The organism is Pedobacter arcticus A12 (genome assembly GCF_000302595.1).
In the GTDB taxonomy this organism is placed as follows: Bacteria; Bacteroidota; Bacteroidia; order Sphingobacteriales; family Sphingobacteriaceae; genus Pseudopedobacter; species Pseudopedobacter arcticus.
Window position 1 is genome coordinate 706,672 of record NZ_JH947125.1, and the last position, 21,830, is coordinate 728,501.

Annotated in this window: 12 protein-coding genes; all 12 read left to right on the forward strand. The window is 36.8% G+C overall.

What is annotated here, in order from left to right; translation table 11 throughout:
- The 12 genes from B176_RS0104345 (at nt 1) to B176_RS0104400 (ending at nt 21,816) form a co-directional block, all read left to right on the forward strand.
- The gene (locus B176_RS0104345) at nt 1–2,706 is read left to right on the forward strand and encodes a beta strand repeat-containing protein (RefSeq protein ID WP_083852681.1); all 2,706 of its coding nucleotides are present in this window, start codon (nt 1–3) and stop codon (nt 2,704–2,706) included.
- A gap of 26 nt (nt 2,707–2,732) precedes the next feature.
- Nucleotides 2,733–4,688: a sialate O-acetylesterase gene (locus B176_RS18985; RefSeq protein ID WP_083852682.1), complete on the forward strand. Its 1,956-nt coding sequence runs from the start codon at nt 2,733–2,735 to the stop codon at nt 4,686–4,688.
- A gap of 103 nt (nt 4,689–4,791) precedes the next feature.
- The gene (locus B176_RS0104355; protein ID WP_017257559.1) at nt 4,792–5,532 is read left to right on the forward strand and encodes a FadR/GntR family transcriptional regulator; all 741 of its coding nucleotides are present in this window, start codon (nt 4,792–4,794) and stop codon (nt 5,530–5,532) included.
- 57 nt (nt 5,533–5,589) lie between these two features.
- On the forward strand, nt 5,590–7,764 hold the full coding sequence (locus B176_RS18990; protein WP_017257560.1) for an alginate lyase family protein: 2,175 nt from the start codon (nt 5,590–5,592) through the stop codon (nt 7,762–7,764).
- A gap of 138 nt (nt 7,765–7,902) precedes the next feature.
- A complete protein-coding gene (locus tag B176_RS0104365) occupies nt 7,903–8,238 on the forward strand; it encodes a cupin domain-containing protein (RefSeq protein ID WP_017257561.1) in 336 nt (111 codons plus the stop codon).
- Nucleotides 8,239–8,388: 150 nt separating this feature from the next.
- A complete protein-coding gene (locus B176_RS0104370) occupies nt 8,389–9,270 on the forward strand; it encodes an alpha/beta hydrolase (RefSeq protein ID WP_017257562.1) in 882 nt (293 codons plus the stop codon).
- Complete coding sequence (locus tag B176_RS0104375) at nt 9,267–10,283, forward strand: chondroitinase-B domain-containing protein (protein ID WP_017257563.1); 1,017 nt, start codon at nt 9,267–9,269, stop codon at nt 10,281–10,283. Before B176_RS0104370 ends, B176_RS0104375 begins: the two co-directional genes overlap by 4 nt.
- A 4-nt stretch (nt 10,284–10,287) precedes the next feature.
- Nucleotides 10,288–11,580: an MFS transporter gene (locus tag B176_RS0104380; protein WP_017257564.1), complete on the forward strand. Its 1,293-nt coding sequence runs from the start codon at nt 10,288–10,290 to the stop codon at nt 11,578–11,580.
- Nucleotides 11,581–11,588: 8 nt separating this feature from the next.
- The gene (locus B176_RS0104385; RefSeq protein ID WP_017257565.1) at nt 11,589–12,341 is read left to right on the forward strand and encodes an SDR family NAD(P)-dependent oxidoreductase; all 753 of its coding nucleotides are present in this window, start codon (nt 11,589–11,591) and stop codon (nt 12,339–12,341) included.
- A 247-nt stretch (nt 12,342–12,588) separates the two neighbouring features.
- Entirely contained in the window at nt 12,589–16,668 is a 4,080-nt protein-coding gene (locus tag B176_RS0104390; protein WP_017257566.1) for a hybrid sensor histidine kinase/response regulator transcription factor, read from the forward strand.
- A gap of 269 nt (nt 16,669–16,937) precedes the next feature.
- Nucleotides 16,938–20,153: a SusC/RagA family TonB-linked outer membrane protein gene (locus B176_RS0104395; RefSeq protein WP_017257567.1), complete on the forward strand. Its 3,216-nt coding sequence runs from the start codon at nt 16,938–16,940 to the stop codon at nt 20,151–20,153.
- A gap of 22 nt (nt 20,154–20,175) precedes the next feature.
- Nucleotides 20,176–21,816, forward strand: coding sequence for a RagB/SusD family nutrient uptake outer membrane protein (locus B176_RS0104400; RefSeq protein ID WP_154647882.1), 1,641 nt, complete (start codon nt 20,176–20,178; stop codon nt 21,814–21,816).
- Nucleotides 21,817–21,830 lie beyond the last annotated feature (14 nt).

Here is a 21,830-nt window from a genome sequence, read left to right on the forward strand (position 1 = left end):
ATGATGAGAAAGTTACTTTTTACAACAGTGCTAATGGCATTTGCCATGTTGAGTTTTGGACAAACCACGTATTATTGGGTTGGGGGGACTACGGATGGTAATATTAATACTGCCGCTAAATGGAATACGCAATTAGATGGTTTAGGAGCAACAAGAGCGTCAATTGCGGCAAGTGATATACTAATTATTGACGGGGCAAATATTGGAGGAAATATTCCTATTACTGGTGTCGCGTCTATTATTGTAAATACATCCACAACTGCTCAAGTAAAATTAAAAAATAACGCCTCTGTCGTTTTGCTAAGAGCTTCAAGTAGCGGATCTCTAACGATTGCAAATAATACCCCAGGAGAAGCAGGACTAACAATAGATGCGAGCTCTTCTTTACAGTTAGGTAGACAGGAAAACCCTATAGTTAATACAGGTAGCGTTTATGTAGATTTCCCTGCTTCCACAGCTTCCATTTTAGGTAAAATAAAGATGGTGCAAGGAGGAGCAACGGGTTTTCAAAGAATAACTAGCCGTACGGTTGGTGCGATAATTTTTGAGGATGGTTCAAGTTTAGAATATGATAACGTTTTAGGTTATCCCTTTGGAACTCCAGGGGGGGGGACAAGTAACTCGTCAAACTATGCTATTGTATTTAAATCAGGAGCAAGTTTAATCAACAACAGTATTTACAGTCCTTTTGGAAATAATTCGGCGAGTTCTATAGTGGATTTTAAAAGTGGTAGTAATTATTATGTAAGAAAAACTATTACAACGGGTTCTGTTACAAATTCTAAAACATTTGCTAACGTTTTTATAGAAAATGGTTCAACTTTAACGACAGATGCCTCGATAATAAATAAAATAGAAAATCTTACTATTGATGCTGGTTCTAATTTCTCTGTGGGAGGAACTTCAAATACTCAGTTACCTATTACTGGAAATTTAATAGTAAATGGTGCTATTAATGTTGGAACTTATGGTGCTATTTTAGTAATGGGTGGTAGTGCACCTCAATCAATAAGCGGTACTGGATCTATAAAAGTAGTGAATTTTGTGGTCGCGGATAAATCTAGCGTAACCTTAGATAATGATGTGGATGTAAGCGTAGCGGTAAACGTTTTCGGTAAATTAAATTTTAAACAAAATAGAATAAAAGGAGATGGAACATTTGCGTCGCGTGTAAACTTCGTGTCTTCAACTGGTGCTACACAAGCTGGCGCTATCCTAACAGAGGGTTCGTATCAAATCACTGTTCAGACAAATTTAGCTTTATCAGCTTTACAAGGTTTAGCTATATCTGGAACAGGTATTCCTGTAAATACGAATATCGTATCCTATTCATCGGGTAATGGACAAATTAATTTGTCTAAGCCTGCTACTGTATCCGCAACAAATGTAACCTTAACATTTGGAAGCAATGTGGCTACTTTAACTACATCTAACACAAATGGTTTTGACGATGCTTTGGGTAGCGTGGTTGTAACAGGAACTAAAAATTATGAAGCTGGCACAAACTTCATTCTTAATGCCGCTACCAGTACTCCTTTTTCAATAATTAATTCAAACGATTTAGGCGATGTAACCTTTAACGCGGCAGCAACAACAAATAGAGACGTTACTATCAACGGAAAGTTAACTTTAAACAATGCAAAATTAACTATCCGTAATGGCGATAATTTAACAATGGGTTCTTCTGCTACTTTTGATGGTACTTTTGGAAATATGGCTTACATCGCAACAGAAGCCAATACCTCAACAGGCATTGTAGGGACATTAAAATTATCGACAATAGCTTCTGTTACACAAATCCCAATAGGCACAACTTTAAACTACACACCAATTAGTATAACGCCTGCTGAAGCGTCAGATTTTTCTATCAATGTTTTCCAAGGCGCAACAACAGATGCAACACCTAACGGAACCGCATTTACAGCAACCCAAAAAAACGGTGCAGTTGATGCGATTTGGAACATTAACCGGACTTCAGGAACAGGTAATTGTGATTTAACTTTTGCTTGGAACGATGCTTTAGAAGGGTCTAGTTTTAGTGGAAGCGGTTTGGGAGTTGCCAATTATACTGGTGGTGCGTACGGCGCTTTTGCTGGAACAGCAAGTGAAACTACCAATACAGCAACTGTTTCATCTACCACATTAGGTCAATTTTTAGTAGGTAAACCGTCAGTTTTACCTGTTACTTTAATTTCATTCACTGCAAAAAATAACAATAACAACGTTGCACTAGCTTGGCAAGCAACAGCAGAAGTAAATTTATCACATTACATTGTTCAACGTTCTACAAACGGAGTTGATTTTACTGATTTAACTATTGTAGAAGCAAACAATACAACTGGCGTTTTTAATTATGCTTTTTTAGATAGAACTGCAAATTTCGGAACCAATTACTATCAATTAATAAGTGTTGATACCGACGGAAAAACTCAAAAAAGCGAATTAAGATCTGCTACGTTGGGAGCGAGTGTAACAAGTGTAAAAGCGTATCCAAATCCAGCAATTAATCAGCTAAATGTTTCAGGTCTTGCGTTAGGAGATATTATTAAAATGTTCAACACTTCGGGGCAATTATTAATAAGTCAAAATGCGGAAAGCAATCAAGTAAATGCTGTAAATATGACTACAGTAAAGCCAGGGATTTATATTTTGTCTATTGAAAATGCAGGTAAAGTAAGTTCAAGTTACCGAATTGTGAAACAGTAAATTTTATAGAGTTAAAAATTGAATAAATGAACCATCTATTTTCCATTTCCAAAACATTGTTTTGTGCCATTCTATTAATGGTTGCCAACACTGGTTTTGCCGAAGTAAAATTACCGCAGATTTTCAGCAGTAACATGGTTCTACAGCGAGATAAGCCCATCCCCATTTGGGGCTGGGCAAATTCTGGCGAAGAAGTTAAAGTTAACTTTTTAGGGGATAATTATTTAGCAAAAGCAGATGCAGACGGTAAATGGGAAATAACCATGAAAGCTGTCGTCTTTGGCGGACCCTATATTCTAAATGTAAATAATTTAGTATTGACAAATATTTTAGTAGGGGATGTGTTTTTATGTAGCGGGCAAAGTAACATGGCTTTTATGTTACAGAATGCTGATGGGGGAGAAGAAGCCATAAAAAATTCGGAGAGCCAAAATATTAGGTTATTTACAGTTCCCAGAGCAATTGAATTTTATCCGTTAGATGATATTTCTGAACAAACAGATTGGCAGCTTTGTAATGCTGAAACAGTAAAAAAGTTTTCGGCTGTGGCTTATTTAATGGCCCGTAAGCTTCAGAAAGATTTAAACATACCCATTGGTGTGGTACATAGTAGTTACGGCGGAACCGTAATTGAACCCTTTATTAGCGCAGTGCCTTTAGATACCATTGCTCGTTTAAAACCCATTTTAGAAAAAATTGGAGATAAAAATGTAGAAAAGTTTATTGAAAGCAATGTTGCCGATTATCAAAAAAAGTACGGCAACGTAAATCAAGATTTAAGTGCTGAGGTATTGTGGGATACCATTAATCCTGTTTTGCCTAAATATGATAGCAGTTGGAGAATAATGAAATTACCCACTTTATGGGAAAAAGCAGGTTTACAAAATGTTGATGGTGTAATCTGGTTTTATAAAGAAATCAATTTAAATAAAAAAGACTGTAGCAAAAATGCCTTTTTGAGTTTGGGAAGAATTGCCGATCAAAGTGTTGCCTACTTTAACGGTACAAAATTAGGTTCTTCTATAGATAGCCGTGATTTTGAGAGGACGTATAATATTCCAAAAAATATTTTGCAAGCTGGAACAAATACAATTATGGTAAGGGTTGCAAACAAGGGGCGAAATGGAGGTTTTTGGGGTCCAGAAGCGCTACTTTATTTTAAAAATGCTAATCAGAAAAAGCTAAGTCTTTCTGGTAACTGGAATTATAAGGTACAAGAGATGAAGATTGCAGTTCATCCAAATGATGTTTCTTCTTCAATTTACAACGCCATGATCAATCCTTTAAAAAGTCTTCAATATAAAGGAGTAATATGGTATCAAGGCGAAAGCAGTGCAAATTGGGCAAATGAGTACGAAGAGTTACTGAAAATAATGATCAAAGATTGGCGTACGCAGTTTAATCAGCCAACGCTTCCGTTTGTCATCATCCAGCTCCCTAATTATAAAAAAATTCCACAGCAGCCTCAAGTTAATTCAACTTGGGCATTAATAAGAGAAGCTCAGGCAAATACAGCAAAATTGCCAAACGTAGGTTTAGTAAGTATTATTGATTTAGGTCTGGCTGATGACATACATCCTACTAATAAAATACCTGTAGGAGACCGAACCGCATTGAAAGTTGAATCAATGCTATATGGGAAAAAGCTTATGGCAGATGGCCCAATTTTTTACATGGTAAGTTTTGAGAAAGGAAAAGGGGTTGTAACATTTAGCAGCGCAAAAAATTTGCATGAAAGTGGAAAAATCAATCATTCTTCTTTTATGATTGCTGGTGCAGACAAAAAATTTGTCTGGGCTCAAACTAAATTGATTGATGATAAAATAATAGTTTGGAATAACGCTATAAAAAATCCAGTTGCCATTAGATATGCTTGGGCAGATAACCCTGGCGATACTTATTTTTGGAATTCTGCTAATTTGCCTATGCAACCATTTAGAACAGATAACTGGAAAATTCAAATAGAAGAAATTCCTAGATAAAAAATAAATTTATAATAATCAAAAATATGTTTTTACATTAACTGTCTTTATAGTATATTTGGTAAACCAATTAATTGGTTTACCAAAATTTTAAAAATTTTGTATGAAATCATTGATAGATACCATTACCGCAATACAAGTAGAGTCGCCGGTTGATAAGATAATTATTCAACTCAAGCAGCTTATTACCTCTGGTCAATTAAAACCAGGAGATCGGTTACCCGCAGAACGCGTTCTTTCAGAAAAATTTGGGGTTGGGCGTAGCTACATAAGAGAGGCGATTTTGAAATTGGAGTTTTATGGGCTTTTGAAAATTAATCCTCAGAGCGGTACCTATGTTGCTGGTTTAAGTATTAATGTGATTGATAGTATTATATCAGACATCATCAACTTTAATAAAGATGATTTTAACGCTTTAATAGAAGCTAGATGTTACTTGGAATTTAGTGCCGTTAAGTTAGCTGCTGAACGGAGAACTGAGGAAGATTTGGCAGCAATTAAGGAGGCATTAGTTAATTACGAAGACAAAATCAATAGCGGAGTTAATAACGCTGTTGAAGAGGATATGCTTTTTCATATTAAAATCGCTAAGGCATCAAAAAATTCAGTGATAGAATCTATGATTTTAATTTTGATCCCTGATTTGATTAAGAATATTGTTGACAATAAAGTGTGTGGCGAAAACAGAGGAAAATCTGCTATTCCAGAACATCGAGCGATCTTAAAAGCAATAGAAACTAAAGATGTTGCACTTGCCGAACAAGCAATGACAACCCATTTAAACGAAATTTGGCAGATAAGTAAAGCAGGTTTTGCCACAGAAAAAATTATAAGCGAATTATAAGATTTTGATCTAATAAATCCCAAGAGGAACACAGTTAAGATATTAATTTTAAAAAAAATGAACTACTTAAAAACAGTGGTAATTGTATTGTTTTGCGCTTTATCGAGCGTTAATATGTATGCCCAAACTCATCCAAGTTTAATGCTTACTCAAGCAAAATTAGCCGAGGTACGTTTGGGTTCTCAAAATAGTGCGTTATTAAAATCCTCTTATCAAACAATTAAAAAAGATGCAGATCTCGCACTTAAACAACCTATTAACGTTCCAGTTCCTAAAGACGGTGGCGGTGGTTATACGCATGAACAGCATAAACGAAATTATACAACCATGCTTAATTGTGCCACAGTTTATCAGATTACAAATGATGAAAAATACGCCAATTATGTAAAAGATATACTGTTAGCTTACGCCAGTCAGTACGAAAAATGGCCAGTTCATCCAAAAAGAAAAGACGACAAAGACGGTGGGCGTATTTTTTGGCAAAGCCTTAATGATTTTGTTTGGCAGGTTTACACCATCCAAGCTTATGATTTAGTTTATAATGCCATTTCAAAGAAAGACAGAGCAACAATTGAACAGCATCTGTTTATGCCAATCTTAAAGTTTTTCACAGTAGATCGGGTAGAGATTTTTGACCAGATCCATAACCACGGTACTTGGAATTTGGCAGCCGTAGGCATGACTGCTTACGTTTTAAATAAACCAGATTATGTGCAAATGGCTTTAAAAGGATCCAAGAAAGACGGTAAGTCGGGCTTTTTAGCACAGATCGACCAACTTTTTTCTCCAGACGGTTACTATATGGAAGGGCCTTACTATCAGCGTTATGCTTTATTGCCTTTCGTAATGCTCGCCAAAGCCATCAACAATTATCAGCCCGAGCTTAATATATTCGAGTACCGTAATAAATTATTGTCAAAAGCCATTCACACCGCTTTGCAGTTAACTTATACCAACAAAGCATTTTTTCCAATTAATGATGCCATTAAAGATAAAACTTATGAGTCTGTAGAGTTGGTTTACGGATTAGATATCGCTTACGCTGATATTGAGTCCGAAGCAGATTTGCTTGATATAGCACAGAAACAAGGTCGGGTTATAGTTTCAGATGCTGGTTTAAAGGTTTCAAAAGCCATCGACGAAGGAAAAATAGAACCTTTTAAGTATAAGTCTTTATGGGTTAAAGATGGTGCTAAAGGTGACGAAGGCGGTTTGGGTATTTTGAGATATGGACCAAATACAGATCAGCAATTGGTGCTGATGAAAGCGGCATCGCAAGGAATGGGACACGGGCATTTTGATCGTTTAAATTTACTTTTTTACGATAACGGAGAAGAAATTTTTCCAGATTACGGTTCGGCCCGTTTCTTAAATATTGATACCAAACGTGGAGGAGGTTATTTGCCAGAGAATAACACTTGGGCAAAGCAAACCGTGGCGCACAACACGTTGGTGGTAGATCAGGTATCGCATTTTAAAGCAAATGTAAAAGCCGGTGATGCCAAACATCCAGATCTTTTGTTCTTTTCCGATAAACCCGGTTTACAGGTTGTAAGTGCAAAAGAAGATAACGCTTACGCCGATACTAAGCTGATAAGAACAAGCGCTTTAATTAAAATTGAGGGTATTGATAAGCCAATTTTGGTAGATGTTTTTAGAGCAAGTTCTGCAAACACACATCAGTTTGATTTGCCTTTTTGGTACAAAGGGCAATTGGTAAATTCTTCTTTTAAAGTTGATGCTCAACGAAACAATTTACAAGCTTTAGGCAATAACTACGGCTACCAACACTTATGGTTCAATGCACAAAACCAGTTAGATGAAAAAGGTGGTTTCGTATCTATCTTAAACAATAAACGGTTTTATACCACCACTTTTGTTGCAGAAAATCCTTTGCAGGTTAAATTGGTTTCTATCGGTGCAAACGATCCAGAAATGAACTTGGTTGATGGTAAAGCATTTATTTTGAGTCAGCCAAATGCAAAAAGCCAAACTTTTGTAAGCATTACCGAAACACATGGTGGTACAGATCCAATTAATGAAACAGTAGCCAGCGCCACTCAAAACATAAAAGACTTAAAAATAATCAGTTCTGATGATCAGAAAGCGGTTGTTTCGTTTAAGATGAAAAATCAGCAATATCAATATTCAATAGATTATAATAAAAAGAAGGTTAGCCTCACCCCAGCCCTCTCCGAAGGAGAGGGAGCCACTACGAAGCCTAATAACTAAGTGGGTTTGGTAAAAAAACTATATATCTAATAACAACTAATAAATTAAAAGCCATCAAAACAAGCCTAATGACTAATGAACTAAATGCACTTAATAAACCTAAAAAACTAACCGCTAACAAACTAACAACCTAAAAAGATGCAGAGTAATTTATTTCAAATAGACGCAGAAACACCTTGGCAAGACTTAGGTAATGGAATTAAAAGACAGATTTACGGATACGACGATGTGATTATGCTGGTAAAGGTAAAGTTCGAGGCTGAAGCTATAGGAACGTTGCATGAGCATCATCACTCGCAGGTAACCTACGTAGAAAGTGGTGTTTTTGAAACCAGCATTGATGGTAAAACGGAAACACTAAAACAAGGCGACGGTTTTTACGCACCTCCACATAAACTTCATGGTGTAGTTTGCAAGGAAGCGGGCATGTTGGTAGATGTGTTTAGCCCGCATCGGGAAGACTTTTTGAGTTAAGCAATTTCGTCATGTTGAACAATAGCGAAACATCTCACAAATAGGTAGCGCATGCTATATGCAGACTCTGCTTGTGAGATTTCTCGTACCTCGAAATGAAGTGAGAACAACAACCTAAAAACAGTATTAGATTTAAAAACGAAAAGAAAAATGAAAAAGTTAATCGTAATTATTGGTTTTTTTGCACTCGCTTCTTGTAGCATTGCGCAAGAGAAAAAAGAATATAAACCAGTAGTTTATCCAGATGGATATAGCGCACAAATTGATGTGGTTTACACCAAAGTTGGCGACTGGGATGGCAGGATGGATTTATACCTTCCGTCAAAAGACAAAGCACCTAGCCCGGTTGTGATCAACATCCACGGCGGTGGCTGGAATCACGGCGAAAAAGAATCGCAAACTGGTTTCAATACTTTCTTTAAGATGGGTTATGCGGTAGCAAATATCGAGTATCGTTTAACGCCACAAGCAACCGCACCCGCAGCAGTTGAGGATACACGTTGCGCATTAATATACCTTATCAAAAACGCAAAAGCATTAAATATCGATGTCAATAAAATTGTGATAATGGGCGGCTCTGCAGGTGGTCATTTAGCTTTAATGGGCGGTTTGTTAGGTAACAATCCATTGTTTGACGGTAATTGTAAAGGTGTTAAAGATGTTAAAGTAGCTGCAATTATTGATAAATATGGCATTACGGATGTTTGGGACTGGGGCTACGGTAAAAATATCACCAGTAAATCTGCTAGTCGTTGGTTAGGAGACAATGCCACTAACGCCGACTTTGCAAGGTCTGTTTCGCCAATCAATTGGGTTACAAAAAACAGTCCGCCAATATTTATAGCACACGGCGATGCTGACCCAACTGTTCCGTATGAGCAATCTGTAGAACTGCATAAAAAGTTAGACCAATTGGGTGTTAAAAATGAATTTGTAACCATTCCGGGTGGTAAACATGGCGGATTTGAAGCCGATGCAAACAGAGAACTTAATGCTAAAATTGTTGCTTTCTTAAAAAGTTTGGGATTATGAGGAAGCTGAGCTTTTTAGCGCTACTTTTTGTACCTTTTTTTACACAGTCATGCAGTAAGAAAATCACGGAAACACAAGTAAAAGCAAAGCGTAATTTAATTATAGTTGCAAACAGCACCGAGCTAAAAAATGTATTGGCTGTTGCAAAAGCAGGCGATTCCATTGTTTTAAAAGATGGAGTTTACGATGGCAAATTTGTGATAAAAGCGCTAAACAGCGGAACCGCAAAACAGCCAATTACTTTGGTTGGCTCAAACAAAGCAGTGTTAGACGGCGGAAGCCTACAAACAGGTTATGTGCTAAGTCTGCAAGCTAATTATTGGCATATCAAAGGCATCACCATTACCAATGGCTTAAAAGGTTTGGTTGCTGATGGCGCAAATTATAATGTTTTTGATGATTTAACAATCTCTAAAATAGGGGAGGAAGCTATCCATCTACGTAAGTTCAGCAAACATAATATTATCCAAAATTTGCAGATCAGTTATACCGGTTTAAAAACTCCCGATTACGGAGAAGGCATTTACATTGGGTCTGCATACAGCAACTGGGCCAAATATAGTAACGGAGAACCCGATAGGTGCGATTCAAACCAAGTGCTAAACAATAAAATTGGACCGTACATAGCTGCCGAATGTATTGATATTAAAGAAGGCACAACAGGTGGTGTTATTAGAGGGAATACTTTTGAAGCACAGGGAATAACTGGTGCAAACAGTGCCGATAGCTGGATAGATGTTAAGGGAAATGCTTATTTGATCGAGAATAATATCGGTAACAATGCACAGCCGTCGGTTTTAAAAGATGGCTACCAAGTGAACTGTGCTTATAAAGGTTGGGGAAGTCATAATGTTTTTAAAAATAATGTTTGCAATGTAAATGCATCCGGTTTTGGTTTTAATATTCGATTGAAAAGCAGCAAGGGAGAGGCTGTTGGCAACCAAGTTTATTCGAACAATAAAGTAAATAATGCAGGGAGTGGAGTAGCAAATATTCCATTGATAACCAATTAAGAAAATGAAAGTAAAAGGATTAAGATGGTGGATTATAGCCTTAATTGGCTTAGCAACAGTAATAAATTACATAGATAGAAGTGCAATAAATATTTTATGGCCTTACATCTATAAAGATTTTGGCATAGCTGATGCAGACAATAAAAATGCTTTGGCTTTGATTACCACTTTTTTTATGATTGCCTACGCTTTAGGGCAAACGTTTACAGGTAAGTTAATGGATGCCGTAGGTACTAGAATAGGGATGACGATTTCCATTGTGGGATGGAGTATTTCTATTGCTTTACATGCTTTCGCAAAATCATTAATGTCTTTCAACATCTTTAGATTTATGTTAGGGTTTAGTGAGGCAGGTAACTGGCCTGGAGCAACAAAAAGTAATGCCGAATGGTTTCCGCCTCGGGAAAGAGCCATTGCGCAAGGAATTTTTGGTGCAGGTGCATCTTTGGGTTCTGTGGTTTCTGCACCAATTATTGCACTATTATTTATCGCTTTCGGTTGGAAGGTTACTTTTCTCTTGATCGCAGCATTGGGTCTAGTATGGATTATTCCATGGTTGGTTGTCAATAAATCAACACCAGATAAACATCCTTGGTTAACAGAAGAAGAGCGTCAACATATTTTATCCCGCAGTCCTTTAGCAGAAGGGCAGGTAAGTGTTGACGACGCACCAGTTTTAACCTGGAAAGAGCTGTTAAAGTTCAGAAATACCTGGGGGATTATTATGGGTAGGTTTTTTATAGATCCAGTTTGGTGGCTGTTTGTAACCTGGCTGCCTACTTTCTTAAAAGAATCTTTCGCTTTTGATATCAAGCAGATTGGTGCGTTTACATGGGTTCCGTATTTATTTGCAGCCGTTGGTAGTTTGGCAGGCGGTTATTTCTCTTCCTTTTTAATTAAAAGAGGTAGCGGTGCAGAGCAAGCTCGTAAAACTGCAATTGCGGTAGGTTCGGCAATTATGTTGGTAGCGCTAATCGCAATTGTTTACCAATTAGATAGTTTAAAAGAAACGCCAATGTTTGCCATGGTGCTCATCGGAATTACCCTTTTTGGCTTTCAGTTTTTAATCGGAAACATACAAACCTTACCATCCGATTATTTTAACGGTAAAAATGTTGGAACAGTAGCTGGTATGGCAGGCACCGCAGCAGTAGCGGGTACCTTGTTAACCACTTGGGCAGTACCAATAATTACCCAAACCAGCTACCAGTCTTTCTTTGTATTGGCGGCGGTTTTAGTGCCACTATCGTGGTTGAGTGTGAAATATATAACAAGTAAAAAATTACAAATTAAATAAATTAGATTATGCGATTAAAAAACAAAGTAGCAGTAGTAACTGGTGGCTCTAGAGATATTGGTAGAGCAGTTTCTTTACAATTAGCCCTTGAAGGAGCTAAAGTAGTGGTTAACTATTTTGGCAACCAAGCCAATGCCGACGAAACTTTGAGATTAATAAAGGAAGCTGGCGGAGAAGCGATTATTGTGAAAGCTGATATGACCAAAGCAGCAGAAGTAGAGGCTTTGGTTGCCGAAACAAAAAAAGCATTCGGAAACGAAGTCCACATTTTAGCAAACGTTGCCGGAGGCTTAGTTGCCCGTAAAACAACAGCAGAAATGGACGAAGAGTTTTTTGATTTAGTGATGGATATGAACTTGAAGTCTGTGTTTTTAGCAGTAAAAAACATTTCTCCTTTAATGCCTAAAGGCGGTTCTATCATTAACTTTACTTCACTTGCAGGCAGAGATGGCGGTGGTCCAGGTGCAGCAATTTATGCAACTTCAAAAGGTGCTTTAATGACTTACACTAGAGGCTTGGCTAAAGAATTTGGTCCAAAAGGAATTAGGGTAAATGCAGTAGCGCCCGGAATGATCGCTACCGCTTTTCATGATACTTTTACAAAACCAGAAGTTCGCGGAAACGTAGCCAATGCAACTTGTTTAAAAAGAGAAGGCGAAGCTAAAGAAGTAGCTGATTTGGTTATTTACCTAGCTTCTGACGAATCAAGCTATATCACAGGAACCAATATTGATATTAACGGTGGTTTAAGTTTCTCTTAATAACCCGTCTTAATTTTTCTAAATCCGATAGTTCAAAAAGCTATCGGATTTTTTTTGTTTGTAGAAATATCAACATCGTCTTGTATACATTTTGAAATACTTTGTTCACTAACAGGTGCCGTTTTATAATTTTAATTAGATAGGTGATTTTTGTAAAAGTAAACTTACAAACTAAAGCCATTGCGCTATCCCTTTATTAAGAAAAGATAAATATCTTTAACACTAACCACCGCTCACCAGCCAAAGTATGCTATTTCAGAAATTAAGTTCCATTGCTGACGCCTTTACAGATTACAGGCTTTTTTCAGGCTTTAGTAATCGAGTTTTAACAATTTACTTATTGTTAAGCTTTGGCTTTTATACAGCTATCGCTCAAACCGCTCAAATTTCTTTTGATAAACTTACCGTAGAATCAGGATTATCGCAAAGTGGCGTAATCGCTATTGCGCAAGATAGTACTGGCTATATGTGGTTTGGTACAAAAGATGGGCTCAATCGTTACGATTCAAAACAATTTGAAGTTTTTAGAAATAACAGTGCAGATAGCACATCCATCAGTAGCAGTCAAAATATAAATGCACTGCTAAAAGATAGTAAAGGCAATTTGTGGGTAGGTACGCAAGATGGTTTAAATAAATACCTTCCAGAAACCAAATCTTTCCAACGCTTTTTTAACAAGCCAAAATCGCAATCGAGTTTAAGTAACAATACCATCCGGTGTTTGTACGAAGACAAGGAAGGTAACCTTTGGATAGGGACAGAAAACGGCTTAAATAGGCTGAATAAAAAAGGAGAATTCGATAGATTTTTTTGCAAAGGTTCTGTTGGTGCGGGTTTGGTTAATCCAATTGTGAAGGCAATTTACCAAGCGAACGATGGCGTTTTATGGGCAGGTACGCAATACGGATTGGTTTCACTGACTAAAAAAGGAGAGGCTTATAGCTTCAAAACTTATTTTAATAACAGCAACAGTAACAGTATCTCGGATAATGATATTACCGCAATTGCCGAGGATGAAGAACATAATTTATGGATTGGTACACACTTTAAAGGTGTTAATCAGCTAGCAAAAAACACCAATGGTTTCAAGCGCTTTAACACCGCAAACAGTGGACTTGTTAACAATGTTATCCGTAAAATAATGCTAGATAACCATGGGAAACTTTGGTTTGCAACGCTTAACGGAATCAGTATTTACGATCCAGGAGCAAACAGTTTTCAAAACCAAACTCATAATCCAGAAACGCCGGGCAGCTTAAATCAGAATTCTATTTATGATATTTTTCAGGATAAAGCTGGTTCTGTTTGGGTAGGGACGTATTATGGCGGTGTAAACGTTTATCACCCAAACGCTATATCGTTTCAGATTTATAAACATTACTCCTATAAAAATTCATTGAGTAGCAATATTATTAGTGCTTTGGCAGAAGATAAGGCTGGTAATCTTTGGATAGGCACAGAGGCCGAAGGACTGAATTTCTTACACCGCAATACTGGTAAGTTTACGACCTTTAGGGTAGGGCAGGGCAAAACATCCCTAAGCTCAAATCTAATTAAAGCAATTAGTATTGATCAACAACAAAATCTTTGGATTGCAGCTTATGAAGGCGGAGTTGACTATTACAATACGAAAACACAGACCTTTAAAAACTACCAATTATCAATCAGCGAAAAGCGTATTACCTATCTGCTTGCAGACCAACAAGGTGATATTTGGGTGGGCACAAAAGGTAAGGGGCTGTTTTTGTATAATCCGGCCGGCGATGCTTTCATTTCTTTAGCAGAAAATCGAAAAGCTGGTATTTATTTGCCAGCGTCAACAATTAACTGTTTGTTTCAGGATATAGGAGGGAATCTTTGGGTAGCTACAGATGCTGGCTTGTTTTACAAGCGAAAAAATGCTGCTGTTTTTGTGCAGATAAAACTTAAAAACAGTAATTATTTTAGCCGAATTAGTGTGATTTCTCAAAACTATAATGGGAAACTGCTTTTTGGTAGTGATACCGAAGGACTAGCGTATTACAATCCGAAATCCAAAAAAGCAGTCATTTATAATAAAAAAAATGGGCTTCCTTCCAATGCCATTGCTGGAATTTTAGAAGATAATCAGCGTAGAATCTGGATAAGCACAGATAAGGGATTGGCGTTGTTAGATTCGGGCACTGTTAAAATTTACAATAACAACGACGGTTTACCCGGCAATGTTTTTAATAAACACTCTGTTTTAAAAGATAGTAAGGGAGCCTTGTTTTTTGGCGGATATAATGGTTTGATTAGTTTTTACCCAAAAGATATTTTAGAGAATAATACAGCGCCCAAGGTTGTTTTTACGCAATTGAAGTTGTTTAATAACGAAGTTTCTATTAAAAAAGGTAGTGCCATTCTCCCAAGATCCTTAAACAGAATAGGCACTTTGGTACTCAACTACCAGCAGAATGTATTTAGTGTCAATTTTGCGGCGTTAAACTTTGTAAAGCCTAGAAAAAATAGATACGCTTATAAATTACAAGGTGCTGAACATGAATGGAATGAGGTAAAAGAACCTATAGCTACGTTTACCAACTTACCTGATGGCGAATATACTTTACTGGTTAAAGGCAGTAATAACGATGGCGTATTTAATACGTCGCCAGCAAGTTTAGAGATCATTATAAAACCGCCGTTTTGGCGTACTTGGTGGGCATATTTGTTTTATACTTTGGCTTTTGTTGCGCTACTTTATTTGGTAATGAGGTTTTTATTGATTAGAGCCTTGTTAAAAAGAGAGCATGATGTGAACCAGATGAAGGTAGATTTTTTCACCAATGTGTCGCATGAGATACGTACACCACTTACTTTAATTTTGGGACCATTAGAAAAATTGATTCAAGAAACGGAAAACAGTTTTGCGGTTAACAAGCAGTTGCTGATAATTAACAGAAATGCTAAACGCCTTATGAATTTGGTGAATGAGCTGATGGATTTCCGTAAAATTGAAAGCCGGAAAATGAAACTCAAGCTTTCTGCAAGCAATATTGTGAGTTTTGTAGGCGAAATTTATTCATCGTTTGAGCAACTAGCCTCGCAAAAGCAAATAGAATATACCTTTAAAGCAGATCAAGAGTATATAGAACTTTATTTCGACAAAACACAATTGGAAAAAGCCGTGTTTAACCTACTTTCAAATGCATTTAAATTTACGGCGGAAAAACATGCAAAAATAGCAATTGAGATTACCCAAGACCACCAACAGGTTTACATACGAATAAAAGACAATGGTGAGGGTATTGCCGAAGAAAATAAAGCGAAGCTTTTTACCGATTTTTATCAAGTACCTAATCACCAGCAACGTAATTTGGGTACTGGGATAGGTTTGACTTTATCAAAGAGTATTGCAAAGCTTCATCATGGAGATTTGATTTTGGAGCAAGATGCTGCATGTACCAGTTTCTGTTTATCATTGATGATGGGGATTGCGCATTTCAAAGCCGAAGAAATAGCTAGTGCACTGGTTATTGAGGATGGCAATTTGCATTCAATTAATTATTACCCAGAAGATTTAGCAGTTGCCGATCTGGATAAAAAAACTTCTATCGTAAGTAACATGCCCTTGGTTTTGGTGGTTGATGATAATTTGGAGATCAGAGCATTTATTGCAGACGCACTCAGTCCGTTTTATCCGGTAGTGCAGGCAGCTGATGGTAAACAAGCACTGGTAATAGCTTTTGAAAAACTGCCAGACGTAATAGTGAGTGATGTGATGATGCCAGAAATGGACGGTTTTGAGCTATGTTCTTTGTTGAAAACCGACATTAGAACACGCCATATACCTGTAGTGTTGCTTACGGCCAGAGCCAGCGAAGCACATGAATTAGAAGGTTTAAAAACCGGTGCAGATGTTTACCTTACCAAGCCATTTAATACCACAAAACTTAAGCTTATTGTAGATAACCTGATTGCACTGCACCAAAATATGCGAGAAAAGTTTTCGCAACAATTTACATTGGAACCCAGCGTAGTGCAGATAGAATCTTCTGATGAAGAGTTTTTAAACAAAGTGATGCGTTTATTGGAAGACAATATCAGCAACTCAGATTTCAATGTAAATCTTTTCGCATCAGAAATAGGAATGAGCACACCCGTATTCTATAAAAAGATTGATGCGCTTACAGGTTTAACCGTAAATAACTTTATAAAATCAGTCCGTTTAAAAAGAGCCCTTCAGTTGTTGCAGCAAAAAGCTGGTAACATATCCGAAATAGCGTATATGGTTGGTTTTAATGATGCCAAGTATTTCAGTAAAGAGTTTAAAAAACAATACGGAAAATCCCCTTCCACCTATATTTAGTTATGTATTTGATGACTTTTTAAGAAATCACCCTATTCCTTTAAGATTTTTGCCCCCTAAGATTATCAATAGGCTATAAATTAGCATCACCAATAATTTGAACCATTATATCTTATTTTCAGAATAAGTTTCGACCAATTTTTATAAAAGATGGGCTAAACTTTTGTATTAGTGAAATAAAATGATATTTTTGGTAAACCAATTTTTGGTAAACCAATCAAGTGGCTTTTATAAGCCGGAGTAAACCAATTTATAACCAATAGATAATTATGAAATTTAAAGTCTACATTTCAGCTTTTACATTTTGCTTTGTGGTTTTTTTATGTTGCGGAGTAAGCAATGTGATGGCACAGAGTAAAGTAAAAGTTCAGGGCGTAATTAAAACGGAAACGGGAGAAACTTTGCCAGGGGTTTCTGTTACCGTTAAAGATTCTAACACTGGTGTGGTTTCAGATATGAATGGTAAATACGCCATTAATCTTGAAAAAGGTAAGATTTTGGTATTTACCTTTTTAGGATATAAATCTTACGCCATAGGAATTACCGAAGCAAAAACGTTAAACGTAACGCTAGAGGAGCAAAGGAGCAAATTAGATGAAGTTGTTGTAATCGGTTACGGAACGCAAAAGAAGTCGTCGGTTACGGGTGCGGTTGCTAAATTGGATAATAAAAATCTTGATGAACTTCCAACATCCCGATTGGATAATGCATTAATAGGTAAAATTGCGGGCTTATCTGTACAGATTAATAGTTCTGAAGCGGGTACAGAGCCTACGTTGCGTATCAGAGGTGCAACTTCTATTAATGCAAATGCAGATCCTTTGGTTGTGGTAGACGGGCATCCAATAGCAGATGGACTTTCTTTCATCAATCCGTCTGATGTTGAATCTATAGAAGTGCTTAAAGATGCTTCTTCAGCTGCTATTTATGGTTCTAGAGGTGCAAATGGTGTTATTTTGGTCACTACAAAAAAGGGTGTGATTGATAAGCCAAAATTTACTTTAAAAACCTATTATGGATTTAAAGAAGCTTATAGCGAGCATCCAATAATGTCTACGGCCGAGTACACAGAGTTGTTGTTTACAGAAGCTAAACTAAGAGAAAATGATCCAACAGTGGCAGTTGCTTCTCGTAATTTAATTACTGATAATGAAAGAGCGGCTTATATTATAGAAAACCAGATTAGTGGAGATGGTGTTAATTGGCAAGATGAAGCTTTGCGTAATGCAGGGATTTATAACATGCAACTGAGTGCTTCTGGAGGTAAAAAAGATATGAGGTATTATATCTCTGGAAACCTACAACAAGACCAAGGTGTGATGAAGTATAGTGAGAACAATAAAGGAAACTTCCGGGTTAAATTTGATGTTAATCTATCGCCTAAGCTTGCGCTGAACATTAACCTTAACCCAACTTATACCAAATTACAGAGACCAGCGGTGAATTTTACCGATTATTATAGGTTTCCGTCGTTTATGCCAGCTAGGCATACCGACTTTACCGCTGCTTTTGTAGGTCAGAATGCACAATGGTCTTATCTTAAAGAAGGAGATTGGGCTCAAGCTCGCCATTTCACCAACTTAAACTACTACGGAAATATGCCTGATGGTACTTTCTGGAATAGTGGCGCAAGTGTTGCTCCGTTCTCGTCGCAAAATAACTCGCCGCTTTCTATAGCAGATAGGGAAAATAGATTCACCACAACTTACCGCTTTCAAGGAGGTACAGACTTAACCTATAAATATTCTAAAGATTTATCTTTTAAAACTTCGCTTGGTACATATTATAGCACAAGAGAAGATCAAATTTTTACCAAAAGTAATGCTCGTAAAGATGGCGACGTAAACTCTGGCTCGATAACAACAGGTAGAACGTTAGATATTTTGTGGGAAAACACCATGAATTATAACAAGAAAATCGGTAATCATAATTTTACAGGTTTACTTGGTTTTACTGCACAAAACACCATGATGGATGGCACTCGTATAGTTGGATATAATTCTCCATCAGATGATTTTACCACCCTAAACCAGGCAGCATATTATGATCAAGCACCAGTTTTTCCAGTTAAAACCCAAGTAGGCTTGGTTTCTTACTTAGGTCGTGTTACTTATGATTATAAAAATAAGTACCTATTAGCTGGTAGCTTACGTACAGATATTAGCTCTAAGTTCAGGGATGGGCAGAAATCTGGTTGGTTTCCTTCTGTTTCTGCTGGTTGGAATGTTACCAACGAATCTTTTATGGAAAATACCCATGACTGGTTAGAAAACTTGAAAATTAGAGCGAGTTACGGACAAACTGGTAATAACCGTATTCCAGATTTTTCTTATTTAGATTTACTATTTAGATCAAATTATTCATTTGGCGAGGGCACTGGTCAGGTAAATCCCGGTCAATCACCTAACAACCCTGTTATTTTTGGACCTAATATTACTTGGGAAACTACAAAATCTACAAACTTAGGTTTGGATATGGGTTTTCTCAAAAATAGATTTCAATTAAGTGTTGACATTTATAGATCCGTTACCGATAATTTACTATTGCAACAAGCAACTCAAGGCTATTCCGGATCTGATTCTTACTGGAACAACAACGGAACCATTAGAAATAACGGGATAGAGCTTGAATTTAGTTCTAACAACATCAATAAGAAAAACTTTTTGTGGTCAACCTCCTTTAATATTTCTGCAAATAGAAATAAGTTGTTGAAACTAGGAGGCGAGCCTTACCAATATAATTATGGAGAAAGAAACGAAATCTATGCAGCTATTGTTGGTCAGCCGTATGTGCAGTTTTATGGCTACAAAACAGATGGTGTATGGCTTTCGCAAGCAGACATTGACGCTGCAATTGCAGATGGACAAACTTCAATTCTTCAAAGTTATTTTGCACCCGGAGGTGTAAAATTGAAAGATTTAAATGATGATAAAAGGATAGATGTGCAAGACCGTACGGTTATCGGTTCTCCATTTCCGGATTTTATTTATGGTATAACCAACACCTTTAAGTATAAAAACTTTGATTTAAATGTGTTGATACAAGGATCGCAAGGTGGACAACTTGTAAACGGCGATATCTATTATAATGAATCTAAGAAATTGAATAGAAACTTTACAGACAACCGTTGGGTAAGTGCTGCCAATCCAGGTGATGGTAAAACGCCTTATTATACCAATGGAATTGCTGCGGATATATTACTTACAGATTATGTAATTGAAGATGCTTCGTATGTTTTTTTAAGAAATATAATTTTAGGATATACCATTCCAAAAAGCGCATTAAAGAAACTTAAAGTTAATAACCTGAGATTTTATGCAACAGGTGATAATTTATTCTTTATCACTGGAAAATCATATAGAGGAATTAATCCAGAAGCTAGGTCAACTTCTTCTATGTATTCTTCTCCAGTTATTATGGGCTATCAGCGTGGTGGTTTCCCTGTAAACAGAACATTTACTTTCGGGTTAGATGTTAATTTTTAAGATTTTAAAAAAGCAAAAAGAGATGAAGAAACAATTTTTATATATAGCTAATAGATTTAGAAACACAAAATTAGCGACGCTCTCATTAGTCTTAGTGCTAGTAATGGGTGCATCTTCTTGTAAAAAATTAACAGACGTGGGTCCAATATCTAATGAGGACGCATCTAAATATTACAAAGACTATAAAGAGGTTAATGTTGCGTTAGCAGGATGTTATAATGGAATGCAGGCTCCTTTGGTTACCGAATGGATGCTTACAGAATTAAGAAGCGACAATGCAAAGCAAAGATCTACTGGTAGTACAACCAATACAAATCAGGAATTAAATGTACTTAACCTTTATACCGTTAGTCCGCAACACCAACAGGTATATAATTACTGGTTAAATGTTTATAGCAACATCCGTAATATTAATTATGTACTCAGAAGCTTAGGTATAACTTATGATGGTAATGGACACTTGGTTTACGGAGAGCCAACTGCTAATGTAACAAATGCACAAAAAGCAGAACTTGCGGGTCAAGCGTTATTTCTTAGAGCGTACCATTATTTTAATATGGTAAGGCTGTTTGGGGGTGTGTTTTTGATAGCAGAACCAGTTACACCTACGCAAGTTAAAGGCATTAACAGATCTTCTGTACAAGATTGTTATAATTTTATTATTAGTGATTTGCAGGCAGCAAGTGAGCAGGCAGGCGCTAGTAAATACGCTCAAATTCCTGTCAATACTTTAGGAAAAGCTAATTCTTGGTCGGCAAAAGCATTGTTAGCTAAGGTTTATTTAACAATGCCTTCTCCACGTCCAGACCTTGCGCTTCCATTATTGGATGATGTAATTACTAATAGTGGTTATGGCTTAGAGTCTAGCTTTAGCCGAGTTTTTTCAGTAAACAACGAAATGAATCAAGAAATTCTTTTTGCTGTTCGTTACAAAGCTGGCTTGGTAGGTTTGGGGAACTTTATGGCCAACAGTTTTGCGCCAGCAAGTAGTGGAGATGCTGTCATTAATGGAGATGGTAGTGGTTTTAACTATCCAACTAGTAATATAAATGCTGCATTTTCTACCCCTGTAACAGGCTTTAAAGATAGTCGTAAAGATGCTACCATAGCGGTGTATGCCAATAGTACAACTCCTTTGTATGTTAATAAATTTATGTCTAAGGTGGTTATAAAAGACGATGCCGAGAACGATTTTCCAGTGATTAGGTTTTCTGATGTATTGTTGATGAAAGCTGAAGCTTTAGGATACGATGGGGCCGCTGGTATTTCTGTTGGCTTAATTAATAGGATAAGAGAAAGAGCGGGAGCAGGCAATTACACAACAGGAACTTTTGGATCTGCTTTTTATAAATATCCAGCCACAGGAACGCCCGCTTTAACTAATGCTACTACTTTTAAGGCAGCTTTACTTAATGAACGCCGTTTAGAGTTAGCCTTCGAAAATCAGAGATTTTTTGATATGGTAAGATTTGGTGAGGCAGTTGATATTATGAAAAATTATTATTCTGCAGAATACAGCACACACTATGGCAAGTACAAACCGCAAATAGCTCTTGCAGATTTACAGGCAAATGTAACTACGCAGAAGTTGTTGTTACCTATACCACAGCGTGAGATAGATACAAATACACAGATTGAGATCGCTCAAAATTCAGGTTATTAAACAGTACAAATAAA

What these genes read in the sequence shown, in the direction of transcription:
- B176_RS0104345 (WP_083852681.1), top strand. Translation starts at nt 1, where the DNA reads ATGATGAGAAAGTTACTTTTTACAACAGTGCTAATGGCATTTGCCATG.
- B176_RS18985 (WP_083852682.1), top strand. Translation starts at nt 2,733, where the DNA reads ATGAACCATCTATTTTCCATTTCCAAAACATTGTTTTGTGCCATTCTA.
- B176_RS0104355 (WP_017257559.1), top strand. Translation starts at nt 4,792, where the DNA reads ATGAAATCATTGATAGATACCATTACCGCAATACAAGTAGAGTCGCCG.
- B176_RS18990 (WP_017257560.1), top strand. Translation starts at nt 5,590, where the DNA reads ATGAACTACTTAAAAACAGTGGTAATTGTATTGTTTTGCGCTTTATCG.
- B176_RS0104365 (WP_017257561.1), top strand. Translation starts at nt 7,903, where the DNA reads ATGCAGAGTAATTTATTTCAAATAGACGCAGAAACACCTTGGCAAGAC.
- B176_RS0104370 (WP_017257562.1), top strand. Translation starts at nt 8,389, where the DNA reads ATGAAAAAGTTAATCGTAATTATTGGTTTTTTTGCACTCGCTTCTTGT.
- B176_RS0104375 (WP_017257563.1), top strand. Translation starts at nt 9,267, where the DNA reads ATGAGGAAGCTGAGCTTTTTAGCGCTACTTTTTGTACCTTTTTTTACA.
- B176_RS0104380 (WP_017257564.1), top strand. Translation starts at nt 10,288, where the DNA reads ATGAAAGTAAAAGGATTAAGATGGTGGATTATAGCCTTAATTGGCTTA.
- B176_RS0104385 (WP_017257565.1), top strand. Translation starts at nt 11,589, where the DNA reads ATGCGATTAAAAAACAAAGTAGCAGTAGTAACTGGTGGCTCTAGAGAT.
- B176_RS0104390 (WP_017257566.1), top strand. Translation starts at nt 12,589, where the DNA reads ATGCTATTTCAGAAATTAAGTTCCATTGCTGACGCCTTTACAGATTAC.
- B176_RS0104395 (WP_017257567.1), top strand. Translation starts at nt 16,938, where the DNA reads ATGAAATTTAAAGTCTACATTTCAGCTTTTACATTTTGCTTTGTGGTT.
- B176_RS0104400 (WP_154647882.1), top strand. Translation starts at nt 20,176, where the DNA reads ATGAAGAAACAATTTTTATATATAGCTAATAGATTTAGAAACACAAAA.